Origin of the sequence: Nodularia sp. LEGE 04288 (assembly GCF_963896525.1) — a bacterium.
Lineage (GTDB): Bacteria > Cyanobacteriota > Cyanobacteriia > Cyanobacteriales > Nostocaceae > Nodularia.
Genome location: NZ_CAWQOY010000124.1, coordinates 1 through 13,305 on the forward strand (window position 1 = coordinate 1; position 13,305 = coordinate 13,305).

General features: G+C 40.2%; 10 protein-coding genes. 7 read left to right on the forward strand and 3 right to left on the reverse strand.

From position 1 onward, the window contains the following. The first annotated feature begins 565 nt into the window (after window positions 1-565). Window positions 566-4,438: a helicase-related protein gene (locus AACX33_RS16040; RefSeq protein WP_193998649.1), complete on the forward strand. Its 3,873-nt coding sequence runs from the start codon at window positions 566-568 to the stop codon at window positions 4,436-4,438. A gap of 72 nt (window positions 4,439-4,510) precedes the next feature. On the opposite strand, the gene AACX33_RS16045 is transcribed toward AACX33_RS16040, so the two are convergent. Continuing rightward, the gene (locus AACX33_RS16045) at window positions 4,511-6,169 is read right to left on the reverse strand and encodes a DUF3352 domain-containing protein (protein ID WP_193998648.1); all 1,659 of its coding nucleotides are present in this window, start codon (window positions 6,167-6,169) and stop codon (window positions 4,511-4,513) included. Window positions 6,170-6,340: 171 nt separating this feature from the next. Between AACX33_RS16045 and AACX33_RS16050 the strand changes: the two genes are divergently transcribed. The 3 genes from AACX33_RS16050 to AACX33_RS16060 all read left to right on the forward strand — a co-directional run bounded on the left by AACX33_RS16050 (window position 6,341) and on the right by AACX33_RS16060 (window position 8,971). Then, window positions 6,341-6,700, forward strand: a complete 360-nt coding sequence (locus tag AACX33_RS16050; protein WP_193998745.1) for a rhodanese-like domain-containing protein — start codon at window positions 6,341-6,343, stop codon at window positions 6,698-6,700. A gap of 471 nt (window positions 6,701-7,171) precedes the next feature. Next, window positions 7,172-8,269, forward strand: coding sequence for a heat-inducible transcriptional repressor HrcA (hrcA, locus tag AACX33_RS16055; RefSeq protein ID WP_193998647.1), 1,098 nt, complete (start codon window positions 7,172-7,174; stop codon window positions 8,267-8,269). Window positions 8,270-8,281: 12 nt separating this feature from the next. Continuing rightward, window positions 8,282-8,971 carry a DUF2834 domain-containing protein gene (locus AACX33_RS16060; RefSeq protein ID WP_227789147.1) on the forward strand — a complete coding sequence of 230 codons (690 nt, stop codon included), beginning with the start codon at window positions 8,282-8,284 and terminating at the stop codon, window positions 8,969-8,971. Here the strand turns inward: AACX33_RS16060 and crtW are convergent, their stop codons facing one another. Both crtW and AACX33_RS16070 read right to left on the reverse strand, forming a co-directional pair. Continuing rightward, the gene (gene crtW, locus AACX33_RS16065) at window positions 8,972-9,742 is read right to left on the reverse strand and encodes a beta-carotene ketolase CrtW (RefSeq protein WP_193998646.1); all 771 of its coding nucleotides are present in this window, start codon (window positions 9,740-9,742) and stop codon (window positions 8,972-8,974) included. It abuts the gene before it with no gap. A 314-nt stretch (window positions 9,743-10,056) separates the two neighbouring features. Then, window positions 10,057-10,248 carry a chlorophyll a/b-binding protein gene (locus AACX33_RS16070; RefSeq protein WP_193998645.1) on the reverse strand — a complete coding sequence of 64 codons (192 nt, stop codon included), beginning with the start codon at window positions 10,246-10,248 and terminating at the stop codon, window positions 10,057-10,059. A gap of 334 nt (window positions 10,249-10,582) precedes the next feature. On the opposite strand from AACX33_RS16070, the gene AACX33_RS16075 reads away from it, so the two are divergent. The 3 genes from AACX33_RS16075 (at window position 10,583) to AACX33_RS16085 (ending at window position 13,253) form a co-directional block, all read left to right on the forward strand. Beyond that, the gene (locus AACX33_RS16075; RefSeq protein ID WP_193998644.1) at window positions 10,583-11,401 is read left to right on the forward strand and encodes an SDR family NAD(P)-dependent oxidoreductase; all 819 of its coding nucleotides are present in this window, start codon (window positions 10,583-10,585) and stop codon (window positions 11,399-11,401) included. Between the two features lie 77 nt (window positions 11,402-11,478). Then, window positions 11,479-11,694 carry a hypothetical protein gene (locus tag AACX33_RS16080; RefSeq protein ID WP_193998643.1) on the forward strand — a complete coding sequence of 72 codons (216 nt, stop codon included), beginning with the start codon at window positions 11,479-11,481 and terminating at the stop codon, window positions 11,692-11,694. Between the two features lie 1,076 nt (window positions 11,695-12,770). Next, window positions 12,771-13,253 carry a DUF4760 domain-containing protein gene (locus AACX33_RS16085; RefSeq protein ID WP_193998642.1) on the forward strand — a complete coding sequence of 161 codons (483 nt, stop codon included), beginning with the start codon at window positions 12,771-12,773 and terminating at the stop codon, window positions 13,251-13,253. The last annotated feature ends 52 nt before the right edge of the window (window positions 13,254-13,305 follow it).

Below are 13,305 nucleotides of genomic sequence, written 5' to 3' on the forward strand. Positions count from 1 at the left end.
CCCAACCCCTCCCCGCAAGCGAGGCTACGGTGTACACACAAGTCTTGCCTGTCTGCGTTTGAGCCTGTTTAGCCCCCTAAATCCCACAAGTTTGGGGGACTTTGAAAATTCTGGTTCCCCCATAATTGGGGGTTAGGGGGCGATTCGATCCCTTGTGTGTACACCGTAGGCAAGCGAGGAGGGGAGATAAAGCAAAGGTTTGGCAGGTTTTCGTGTTTCGTAAGTCTTCAAACGGACTTGATATAACCCAATTTTTTAGTCAGTTTTTTTAACGTTCGCGTAGCGTGCGCGTAGCGCATACCGCAGAGGCGCAGAGGACACAGAGAGAGCAGAAGGAGTGGTTTTGGTTCGCTCATTTTCCTGATGAGGGTTCTGCAAGATTCACATTTCAATTCTTGTTTTGGCGTTGCTGAACTAAAGTATGAAATGCCAAAATTACCTTAATTTTTCTTCCTACCTTTGCGCCTACCCTACGGGAACGTTTTCAACGAATGCGCCTTTGCGTGAGCCTAATTCATATTTTCAATCAGCAACGCCCTTTTTTTCAAGGATTTGGATTAGTTTTATGGAACAGGAAGTTAAGCAAAGTTCATTTTTAGAACAAGCATCTATATGGGGACAGGTGTTTGAAATTGCTGTCAAACGCGGAGTTCTGCAAAATCTGATTCATCAAAAGTTACTTAGTGACCAACATCTGCTGCTGAAACCTTGGCAAGAGGTCAAGAATGCAGACATCTATAGCCAGTTGGTGAAAACTCTGAAGTTGACCGATCCAAATGCTCAAGCATGGGTTGGCTCAATGGTGCGTCATCTGCTGGGATTGGGCTATGGGTTAGGCTGGACAGCAATGCGGGAATGCCTCAAGTATGTACCAGTCCGTCAGCCACAGTTGGCAGCTATTTGGTGTCCGTTGATGCTTCCGGCACAGCAGATGCAACGTGAAGCGGAAAAGGAGAAAACAGCACAAGAATTTAAGGCGGCTTTTAATCTCGCTGGACAACCAGATTTAGGATTAGTCACAACAGGACAACCAGCAAGAGCAGATTTTTTGCTTTGGTTATCGAGTGGAAAGAATACCAGACAAAAGTTTGAGCATTTCCTTCTGTGTTTGGAGTTTTCCTATAATGCGCCGGCAAAATTGGCAGACTTTACCACAGAAGCTGCTCACCGAGAGGAAATGAGCCGTTATGCTCGTTATATTGATTCACGAGGTGTTTTTTCTAGGGTTTGTGCTGAGGTGGAAGGTGGGGAATTTTTGTTTTCGTCAAGTCTGAAAAATCACCTGGCAGCTTTCAGTGGTTTGGATAAACCTTTGTTTAAGTTATGTCAAGCCTCATCTTATACTGAGCGGCTGATAAATTTGTTAAGAAAACAAGGACGGTTAGAGGGTGGTTGTAGTGCTAGAGCGATCGCTATTACTTCCAATGGCTGTGAAAGTATTGCTGCCCATTTTTTTGAAGAATCAGAACCAAATCCTAGAACTAAGCTGATGACATCTCTAGGAGAAGCATATCGCCACACCCGCAAATTAGATGACCAACCTGATGCACTGTCAACAGAAATCCGTGTAGCCTTTAATAAATTGGTGCGATCGCTTCCCTCGGATTTTGAGCGCCAAGCCAAGCAACTCAGGCAAAAACCTAATTCAGAAACGTCACTGCACTACCAATTTACAGAACAGGTGACAGGTTTCTACAACCCTATGCAAGAATTTTCTCAGCAGGATGCGATCGCCAATATTGAAACAACAGAATCGCTGCATAAATTCTTTGGTAGTAGTCCTCTGGTTCATTTTCAATCCATCTTTCAACACCTACCAGAACAAATTCCTCTGCGAACAATCCATGAAAGTGCAGTTATTACTGGTCTGAAATCTGCCCAAACTGGAAGGCTGAATGTTATTGCTTTAGAAGGAAATCCAGGAATTGGTAAAACCACCGCTGTGATTAAATTTCTGGAAGCACAGTCAGAAGGTTTTATGTTTATTTATCTCAGTCCACGAGTGGTAATTAATCGGGATGTCACCGCCAAACTTGCCAAAAAACATGAAAATCACCGTGATATTTTAACCATTACTACTAATGCTCATTTAATTGCCACAGCGCCTGAGTGGTACGAAGAAATGCAGCCAAAAGGTAAGAAACATTGTGTAGATAGTGCAGTAGTTGTCGATGGCATCACAAACTTAAATTATCCTGATGGTAGTACCATTTTTTTAACCCCTGAACAGGAACACGAAATTGATTGTAACGGAGTCCCTTCTGGCCGCTTTAAACGTCGTCGCAATGAACGAGAAGACAGCGTAGAATCAATACCTCGTCCCGGTGTATTCCGAACTCTTGCCAGTTCCGCCCGTAAATTATTAGAACACAATCCCCAAGTAAATCATCTGGTGATGACAGCAGCAATTCAAGGTTATCGACACCTGGATCAAAAAACTACAATTGATGCTTTAGGAAATTTATTTGCTAAAAAAGCTCATACCAAACCAGGACAACAAGAACGCCGCAATTTTGCAGCCAGAATCCCTACTATCATCGCAATGGTTGATGAATTGGCTGGTGATGGTGCAGGGGCGCTATTTGTTCATAAATTAGCAGATTGGTTGCAGCAACAGTTTATTGAACCTTTTGAAGGAAGTCAATCACCGTTTAAAGTAATTCTGATTATTGCTGATGCTTCTTTAAGTAATGAAATAGTCCTGAATAGTTATCTTAATTCGGGGGATTCTGCCCCTGATAAAGTATTAATTAGTCCAACTCAAGGGGAAGCGCCATTTCGCGTTACGGGTACTGATATCAAAATTGGGTTGAGAAAACACCCAGTATTACATATCATGACTAATAGCTATCCGGCTTCTCAACTTAATATTGAATATAGTATCCGCCTTTCACCTATCACACCGAAGCTAATCAAAACAAATATTCAACAACAAATTCGTCAAGCAATACGAGCTACATTAGACGAAGAATTATTAAATAACGCCTACAAAGAAATTGAACGTGGGTTAAAAGCAGGGGCAGAGCAATTAATTTTCTTTGCCCAAGACAAAGCCTTTTTACGTCAATTAAAGCAGAAATTGATAGGGGGTAAAAATGCTCTTTGTCAAAATTCTGAAGTGGAAATCTTAGATCAAAGTGTACCTCCTAACAAGCGATTAGAATTAGTCCAAGAAGAAAAAAGAGATAAAATCCGCGTTTTTTTAATGACTTCTTCAGGGGCTAGAGGTGTTTCTTTTCCCAAAACTGATTGGATTATTGCCGCAATTCCTAGATTTAACATAGAAGCTGCTTTGATGGAAGTCGCGCAACTTATCTATCGAGGTCGAGGAATGTATACAGATCCTGAGACAAAAACGCTAGTTTCTGGAGATGATAAAGCCAGACGATTGGTAATGCTGATTAATGATGGTTTTGTTGTAGAGGAGGATATTGATAACTCAAGGCGCTGGTTACGTCAATCTAGTGATTTATTAACTTTATTGATGATGCTACGTTCTACAATTCACACCCGGATTAAAGGGGATGCGGGACTGAAAAACCAGCGTCTGGCTTTAGTCCCGGTGGGGTCAGTTGGGGATGAAGAATTATTAAATTTAATGTCTGATGATGTCTGGACTTTTTTGCAAGAAGCACGAGTTTTTGTCTATGATCATCAATCAGAAGAGGAGAAAGGTATTGTCAAAAAAGCAGAGATGTTAACGCGACAAATCTTTGCTGAGTTTACATTAAAGGGTAATATCGGTGATAGACAAGCCAAATCTTATGTAGATTATGCTAATTTGGAAGCTTTTATCATAGCTGTATCTACACCTTTAAGTCTGTTATTACCATCTTTAGAAAATGCCAATTTAGTAATTCCTGATTATTTAACCTGTATTGGTCCTTTCTGGATGGAAGACTGGTCTAATCGCCGCACCGAGGAAAAATTTAGTTTTGAAGGATGGCGGAAATATATTCAAGAACATAGCCAGCAACTTTTAGGATTACTGAGAGTAATTTATCAAGATAAAAATGGCAAGTTTCCACCTAAACTCAAACGTCCGGCGAAGGAATTACATCAACTTTTAATTCGAGAAAAGGAAGAATCAACTTTAGAATATTCCACACTCCAAAGTTTGAGAACACAAAATATTGTTGTGAGTATTCCCCTTGATTATCCTCATTTTTGGCGGAAAGATTCAGACGATGATAGTCCAAAACAAGTGTTAGAAGAACCCGATACATGGAAGAAGACTTTAGGAAGAAGTTTAACACCACAAGGTTTGGTTATGCCTGTAGTTCCACAATATAAAAAATTTCCTTGGGCGGCTGTGGCTGGGCGGAGGGTTTTTAGCCAATTGGAAACTATTTTTAGCGATCGCTATTTTCTCGCCTCTAGTGAATTAAATCTACTCAACAGCATTTTGTTAGTAGATGCGTTGGATGATTCAGTTTGACCTTTAATAAAGAACCTCACCCCCAACCTTAGTAAGGAGAGGGGAGACTTGATAACTCCCTATTCTCTGCTATTAATGGTCAAGTCTGAATAAGATTCCGCCTTTGAGTAATCCTTTCTCGTGACCGTAACTGCTGATTGTGAGCGATCGCAAATTTTGAAAAAATGGTTTACCCACTACTTCCACTAACTGCAAAATCGGTAGTTGACGCTCTAAGAGGGTTTTGCTTTTTGTCCAATCGAGATAGACATAGCCCTGATTGGGTTGGGGAATAGTAGCGATACTATCTTGGAAATTGTCATCGCTAATCAAAGAACCTTTCTTGGTGGTGATGACTTCGTTCAAAGTTTCCAAATTAGAAGCAAAAATTTCGTAATTTCCGAGAGTTGTGTGTACTCCCTGAACTTTAGCCTCAATAGCAAATGCTGGGCTGGCTTTAGTCTCAGTTTCTTTACTGACAGCATTTAACTCTGTCCAAGCAAAGATTTTTTGTTGATTCAAGTTGAAAGAACTAATACTGAGTCCACGAGACGAGGCGATCGCATCTAAACGCGAAATTCCTTCTGGGACATCCTCTAATTTTTCCACCACAAACACCCAACCAGCAGCGCCTTCTCCAGCATGGGGTAACACCGCTAAGGCATATTCTCCTTTTACCCAATTAAAGATATCCTCTGCCAAATTTATCCCCTGGCTTTTCTGAACTTCTGCCAAAGGTTTTACCAAGGTAGAAATTGCATCAGTTCCAGAACCAGAGAGCGCCGTTTTGACTTGTGTCCAGAGTTGGGCTAAATCACTTTTACCCAAATTGTCTAAATGAGAACTGGAAATCACCAAACCTGCCGCATCTGGTATATATTCTAACGCCTTTACAGTTTGAGAAAGTGGTGCAGAAGCCGGGATAATTTCCGAATCAGTCAGAAAGTTAGTTTCTGCTAGCAGTCCCTTGGAGTTCAACGACAAAGAAATAATTTGGCTATGGAAGATTGCTTCTGGTAATTCTAAACCTTGCCATTCGGCCACGGCGGGAAGATTGAGAAAAGCCGTTGCTAGGGAGGCTTTAGGCAGTTGTTGGGTGGCTTTTTGGTATTGAGACGAACTGGACAAATTTAAATCAGGAGCCTGGACGTTATTAATTGCATCTCGCAGCACCGACCGATCATTGGCAAATAAGACAAAGCCATCGACAACTGCACCAGCTAGGGAATCCGGCTGTGGTTGGGAGTCAGATATCAGCTTTACGCCTTCATATTCCTCAACAGCCAAATTTGCGCCAGCCAATACCCTACGAGAAAATAACAAGTCTAAAAACTCGCGGCTTTTCTCTGGTTTATCAGTTGCTAGCGCCATGAGATACCCTGGCTGTCGTCCATTCTCCGCGTCGCGATCAATATCTACAGTCGTGACGGAGAGGGTAATTTCATTTCCTAGCCAGGGCTGAATATCTTGTTTGTAATTGATGCCACTCTTAGCCAATAAACTGGTTTTGAGTTGAGATAATTCACCTTGACGCTCCAAAGATTGCAATCGCTCAGGATTCGTTAGCAGCGAAACCGTCACCGGAGCCAATTTTGACACGAAAATAGCAGCATTGGGACTAGAGGTAGAGGCCAGGAGGTTAACCGGAGATTTGGCGAAAAACCAGTATAATCCGGCGGACATGATCAGTAGTGCGATCGCACCAGCTACCAAGAAACCAAACAATGAGCGTTGACTATTGACATTAGACATACTAAACCAGAAAGAAGTTTGATAGTGATTGGATTTGCAAGCCCATCAGCGGCGAATTGCTGAATGAGTAATGGAAAATGACTCATGGCTACTCCCTGGGGAATAGATGCTGATGCTAGGAGAAAGATTTTCTGTCACCATAAAGGTGATAAGGTTGTTTACAAAAATCTCATGACAGGGAATCCTTCTGGTCAACTCATTACTCAGATTAGTGTAGAGGAACTGGCGCAACGTCTGTCTTCTGGTGATGCAAGTATTCAGTTAGTAGATGTGCGCGAACCTCAAGAACTAGCAGCCGCTAAAATTGAGGGTTTTGTCAACCTCCCCCTCAGCGAGTTTGTGGAATGGGGCGATCAAGTCCCCACCATGTTCAATCCCCAAGCTGAAACCCTTGTATTATGTCACCACGGTATTCGCTCTGCCCAGATGTGCCAGTGGCTCATGGTTCAAGGTTTTACAAATGTTAAAAATATTACGGGTGGCATTGATGCCTATTCTCTATTAGTTGATGATTCAATTCCCCAATATTAGTTGATCATCCCCTGAAAGATGGCATTGCGAAGATGCGGCTAATTTTGACATCGGAGCAATGCTATTCTTAACACAGGATTGTCTCAGTTGAGGATCAAGCAAATCAAACTCGCTACTCTCAGCAGTAGTTGGACTTTACACATTTTGCATATATGAATTTTCTCTAAAAATAAGTATTTAAAAATACAGGTTTTTGCTTCAGAAGCTGCAATAATACTTAATAATACTGACCAATAGTTCCTTAATGGTACAAACCTCCAGATTTATCTGTATAATCAATCGACAATCCAAAATCCAAAATCCAAAATCTAAAATTGTTTGACTTTGCTCGTAAAACTGAAAGTTGACTATTAGTGAGTACAACAAAATTAAATATTTTGCTAAATTAATTAACTATTATTCATATTTATGGCTTTCAAATCCGAAATTTTCCCAGTTTAATTAAAATTTGCCTTCAGCAAAACATACCCTATGCAAGTCCAGTTAACGAATCGACAACAGCATATACTTTGGGCAACAGTACGCCACTATATCGCGACAGCAGAGCCTGTAGGTTCAAAAGCTTTGGTTGATGACTATAACCTGGGTGTAAGTTCAGCCACAATTCGGAATGTGATGGGTGTGTTAGAAAAATCTGGTTTACTTTACCAGCCACACACCTCTGCTGGACGAATACCTTCAGACTCAGGCTATCGCATTTATGTTGACCAGTTAATTACACCTGGTCTGCGAGAGGCGACGCGAACGGATGTTTTAGCCAAAGAGGTAGAACTAGCGCTGCAAAATCGTCTCCACTGGGAAGATTGGAGTTTGGAAGCCGTACTACAAGGTGCAGCGCAAATTTTAGCAACCGTGAGTGGCTGCATTAGCTTGATTACTATGCCGCAAACCACGACAGCAATTTTGCGACATCTGCAATTAGTGCAAATTGAAGCCAACAAAATCATGCTGATTGTGGTCACAGACTCTTATGAAACCCATTCCAAGCTGATGAATTTGTCACCAACCGAGGAAGAAGCCAAACTTGATCCAGAGGGAATAGATCATGAATTGCAGATTGTCTCTAACTTTTTGAATACCCACTTGCGGGGGCGCAGTCTCTTGGAATTAGCCACTCTGGACTGGAGTGAGTTGGATCAAGAGTTTCAACGTTATGGCGACTTCTTGAAAGGTTCAGTTGCAGAATTAACCCGCCGCAATCTCACACCAACTACAACCCAAATTATGGTGCGGGGGGTAGCAGAAGTTTTGCGTCAGCCAGAATTTTCGCAATTACAGCAAGCACAGACAATTATCCACCTGCTGGAAGAAGAACAAGAGCAACTGTGGCGATTAATCTTTGAAGAACCGGAAGGGGAAGAGGTGGGTAAGTCCAGGGTAACCGTTCGCATTGGGACAGAAAACCCCCTAGAACCGATACGCACCTGCACCTTAATTACTTCTACCTATCGCCGAGGTTTGCTACCTGTAGGAAGTGTGGGAGTTTTGGGGCCGACACGCCTGGATTATGAAAGTGCGATCGCAGTTGTCGCGGCTGCGGCTGATTACCTCTCTGAAGCTTTTAGTTAATTTATTTAAATCATGCTCAGAAAAATTGCCTTTAGTCTACTATGGTTGGGATTTCTTACCTATGCTTTTCTCCTGGCTCCTCCCGATCAACCTGATACATTTGAGTTAATTCAAAATCTTTCTCTTGGTAAATGGCAAGGTATTAACCCCCTAGTCATCGCATTATTCAACCTCATGGGTATCTGGCCTGTAATTTACAGTGCCGTCTTGTTTTTTGATGGTAGAGGGCAAAAAATACCAGCTTGGCCATTTGCTACTGCTGCTTTTGCCGTTGGGGCTTTTGCCTTATTGCCTTATTTAGCTTTACGGGAACCAAATCAGGAGTTTTCTGGTGAAAAGAATCTCTGGCTCAAGTTGCTAGATTCTCGGATTACTGGTTTGATTTTGACTATAGCCGCAGTGATTCTAGTCGCATCTGGTTTACAAGGAGATTGGGGAAATTTTGTGCAGCAGTGGCAAACCAGCCGCTTCATCCATGTGATGAGTTTAGACTTCTGCGTACTTTCTCTCTTATTTCCCGCATTATTGGGAGATGATATGGCACGTCGGGGGATGAAAAATCAGCCATTATTCTGGTTAATCACCTTGATTCCCCTATTCGGCCCACTGATTTATTTATCTGTGCGATCTGCTTGCAGCAGCGCTTCGCTATCGCCGCAGGTGGGGCGTAGCCCATCGCCTTTACCTTCAAACCCCCAATAATTATTTAGACATTTTATAAATTTCTGGTAACTGCCACCAAGGAACATGAGGGTATTCGTGATGTTCGTAATGGTAACCAAAATGGTAACAAGTTATGAATGACCACCAAATTGGGCGGCTAATAGTTTGGGAACGATGAGGGTCTTTATAACCTTCTGCCGGCTCACTATGGGGTAAAAAAGTCCCAAAATAAAATAATTGTAAGGAACTTAAAATTGAGGGAATTACCCAAAAATAAGTGAGATTATCCTCTGGAAGATGCCATACATATTTGACGATGTTATAAATAATCATTAATGTAATAATTTGTCGCCAACTCCAGTAACGCTTCATAAAATATAAATACCAAGCAAAGAAGTTTTTATGCTTTCCGTTGTGAAAATCTGGATCTGTTTCACTGGCTGGATTATGGTGATGTAACCAATGCTTTTTTAAAAGTTTTTGATAAGGTAAAAGACCATAAAGAAACAGGCACAATGAGCCGATGAAATGGTTGATTTGGGGATTTTTTGGAAAAACCACCCCATGCATGGCATCATGAGCTGTAATAAATAATCCCGTATATAAAAATGTTTGCCAAAATATGATCGGCAACACCATCCAAAATTTGAATTGGGATATATCAAGATAAAGTAACAAACCCAAGCTGATCGCCCATACACTAATAATGGCGATCGCCATGAAAATTCCCCAGAACTGAGGTTTACTTTTCACTGCTGGTGTGGTAATGATTTTTATTTGAGGTAATGGTGGTTGTTCTAACTGGATCACGCTTTTACTCCGCGTAGCTTTCAGGTGAAAATTCTCAAAATATAGTTATGGAAAAGCACTCAGCATTAGCCAGCAACCAATTTTAGTGGTAAGCGTTCTGCATTAGGTAGTGCCAAGGATTGCCATAATGTGTACAAATATTAAGATAACTTAACTATTATTACACATAATAATCGCCATACCAAAAACTGTCTTCACTTTAAAGAGAATAATTAATCAGGGTGAAGATACTGATTAGTTTAGTATCCGCAACACCTAGTATTTTATCGTGGATATGTTCTCAACAGCCCCAACCGACAACTGAGCCGGACAGATTAGGAAACGAACTTGATGACTTCCCGCACTACACTGTAGCCGTTGGCATCCCAAAGTAGGTAAGCGAAAAAACCGATCATCGCCAAGCGTCCATTCCAAAGTTCAGATTGAGGCGTAAACCCAAATTTCAAGGCGTTACGGTCTTTGTCATTGTAAGCGGTTTCAGTGGCATCACTAGGATAAAGTCCCATAATCAATTTTCCTGAAAGTATAAAATCACCTTTTTCATAGTATTTACTTGCTCAGTTAGTGCTATCTGTCTTTAGTACCAAAGTGTCAGCAAGTCTAAAGGAGGAATTATTCAAGTTTGTGAGGAATACTCTTGAAAATTGAAAATGCCAGAATTCCGGTATTTTAAAGATACCAGGAACTCCTTTGGCACAAATTATTGAGCAATGCCATAACACTGGCAATCAGAGTAAAAAAATCTCAGAAGTCATAAAAAATCTAACGAAAGTTAGAAGGTTTCGTGAGTGTTGTTATCCAAACTAATAGATATACGGTAATTTGTTTAAACTTTAGAGAATGGCTCCTACAGTATTAATTACAGGTGCGTCTCAAGGCATCGGCAAAGCAACGGCTCTGTTATTTTCCCGCAAAGGTTATAATCTCGTACTTACAGCGCGTCAAGCTGACACATTGGCAGCCACAGCCCAAGAGGTGCAAAACCTTGGTCATCCCGCACCATTAACGATTACTTGCGATGTCAAAGATCCATCTCAGGTAGATAGATTAGTGCAGAACGCATTGGAAAATTATGGTGATATCGATGTTCTGGTAAATAATGCAGGTATCTTTGCATCAGGGCCAGTAGAACAATTTTCTCTCAAAGATTGGCATCAAGTTATAGACACTAATCTTTGGGGATATATTCATACCATCCATGCCCTTCTGCCTCATTTTCTGCAACGGGGAAGGGGAACCATAGTTAATATCAGTTCTATCGGGGGTAAAGTACCTACGGCTTACATGGTTCCTTACTGTACGAGTAAATTTGCGGTGACCGGGTTAACAGAAACACTGCAAGCAGAGTTACAGCCAAAAGGTATTCAAGTTTGTGGGATTTATCCGAATTTAATCAAGAGTAATTTTATGGAACGGGCAGTTTTTCGAGGTGAGGATGAACAAGAAATCCAAACTCGACGCGAACAGCTTGATAATGTGCTGAAAACTCCTGTAGTTGAGAAGCCAGAAGATGTAGCCAATGCTATTTGGGATGCAGTCCAGCATCAAAAATCAGATGTCATGGTTGGTTCTGCTAATGTGTCTCAGGGTTTATATCGTTTATTTCCTGGTTTAATGAAGTGGGTTTCTCGGCAAACTTTGAAAAATCAAGATAGTTAACCAATACCGTTGCAAATTTATGAGGGTTCAACGGCTGTAAAAACAAACGGGATGAATACGATTTAAGGAATTAATTTATGAAAAATGAAAATTTATACTCTATGTTCCTCCTTGACTTAACTTTAGTGGAGCAAGAACTTTTATCTGGTGGACAAAACTCAGATGATGAGGATGATGATTTCGATAAATTCAAAGATAAGGACAAACAGAAGGATAAAAATATTACAAATTTCTTGATTGCTCAAAAGGATATCAGTGGGTCGGTGGAAATAAACTTAAATATAAGTATGTAAGCAAAAGTAAGGATAATCAAACATTGCGATCGCCATCCTTAAATACCTGCCAATTATCGAAAGCATCAAAAATGCTGGCAATACCTGATCATCAGCCGCAGCTTTTCCACAAGCTCATTGACTAGTCGGCTGATTTTCCCATGTTTATGCTAAAGAATACAGAAAAAATAATTACAATCTATGATATCTGCGATCGCTCCTCATAGCTTTTCCCTCAAGAATGTTGGATTATGGGCAGTAGGCTAAGTTGCATTGGAACAAGTATTTTCTAGTAGTCTGTATAATAATGTAGTCATTTACCAATAGTTTAAATATTTAGGCTTAAGTATATACCAGTAGTTTGTTCATGTTTCAATATGTGGCTTTACATATTTTTGTATTGCCCCATATTCAATTGCTAGGCACTCTTCCCTACTAAAGATTTATGGGGGTGGAATAGCTCTATGTCAATTAATGCGGAATTTACTTAAAATCCTCTATAGGATGTATTTATTTTTTCAAGAGTAATCATGAAAAATTTACCATTTAAACTCTTGTCATTACAGTTAAATGTGCTTATAATTGCAATTGACATAGATTTGCTAAGTAGATAGGCACAAATAAACATAAGTATATAACAAAATGTAAATCTTCCAAAACCCTTGCGATTGCTTCACTCCGCTTTACTCCGTATGGCTAACGCCACGCTCCGCGAACGCAATGACATAGTTATAAATTTTTCCGCCAACCTACTTACATCAAAATAAAGAAAAATTAAATATTGGAGGTACAGAAGCATATCGCTTATCGTTTTAACTGATAAAAATATAGATTCGCTTATCTCTTTATTCAAATAAAAAAAAAGTTATATCAGTTAATACTTTTATGAATCCTGATAATTGAAAAGCATTAGCAAAAATTTATGAAGTTCACAATTCTTTTGTATTAGTGCGAATAAATTAATACTTGCTCAAAATTTAATTAATATACAAATTATAGGTTTATGGTTATTTAAGTTTTAACAAAATATTTGAAATTATCATCAAACAGCAAATCGTAATTAAGTAATAAATGTAATAAAATGGATAATTATTTTTATGAGTGAACCTATTTCTTTGACGCTAGATAATTGGCGTAACATTGCGATAATCGCAGGGACAATTATTACTTTGCTAACCTTAATCAAGGGCGTTTATGAATACACACGCCAGGTAGCGCAAAAACGAAGTGAGCAGTACGCGGAAATGCGAAAGCGGTTTAGAGAGAGTAAAACTTTTCCAAAATTACTTGACTTGCTTGAGGAAAATGACCCTAAACTAGCTAAACTTCCTTGGTCGGAAAAGGTTGAGCTTCTAGGGTTCTATGAGGATGTTGCTTTAATGATATATTCCGGCATAATGAAACGTCATGTTGCCTTCTATATGTTTGCATATTATGCTCTCCGTTGTTGGGACAGCGAGTACTTTTGGCATGATGTTAATCGGAACAGCAGTTATTGGTCACTCTTCCGACATTTTGTCAAAGATATGAAGGCAATTGAAGACTCTTTTGTCTTCCGCATCAAAAATTACCGTTTGTAGGAGCATGAGAATCATTAAAAAAGAAACCTTTTGGATGTTTTTATTTGTCAAT

Excerpts from the sequence above, each read along its gene's own strand:
- AACX33_RS16040 (WP_193998649.1), top strand. The coding sequence starts at position 566 with ATGGAACAGGAAGTTAAGCAAAGTTCATTTTTAGAACAAGCATCTATA.
- AACX33_RS16045 (WP_193998648.1), bottom strand. The coding sequence starts at position 6,169 with ATGTCTAATGTCAATAGTCAACGCTCATTGTTTGGTTTCTTGGTAGCT.
- AACX33_RS16050 (WP_193998745.1), top strand. The coding sequence starts at position 6,341 with ATGACAGGGAATCCTTCTGGTCAACTCATTACTCAGATTAGTGTAGAG.
- hrcA (WP_193998647.1), top strand. The coding sequence starts at position 7,172 with ATGCAAGTCCAGTTAACGAATCGACAACAGCATATACTTTGGGCAACA.
- AACX33_RS16060 (WP_227789147.1), top strand. The coding sequence starts at position 8,282 with ATGCTCAGAAAAATTGCCTTTAGTCTACTATGGTTGGGATTTCTTACC.
- AACX33_RS16070 (WP_193998645.1), bottom strand. The coding sequence starts at position 10,248 with ATGGGACTTTATCCTAGTGATGCCACTGAAACCGCTTACAATGACAAA.
- AACX33_RS16075 (WP_193998644.1), top strand. The coding sequence starts at position 10,583 with ATGGCTCCTACAGTATTAATTACAGGTGCGTCTCAAGGCATCGGCAAA.
- AACX33_RS16080 (WP_193998643.1), top strand. The coding sequence starts at position 11,479 with ATGAAAAATGAAAATTTATACTCTATGTTCCTCCTTGACTTAACTTTA.
- AACX33_RS16085 (WP_193998642.1), top strand. The coding sequence starts at position 12,771 with ATGAGTGAACCTATTTCTTTGACGCTAGATAATTGGCGTAACATTGCG.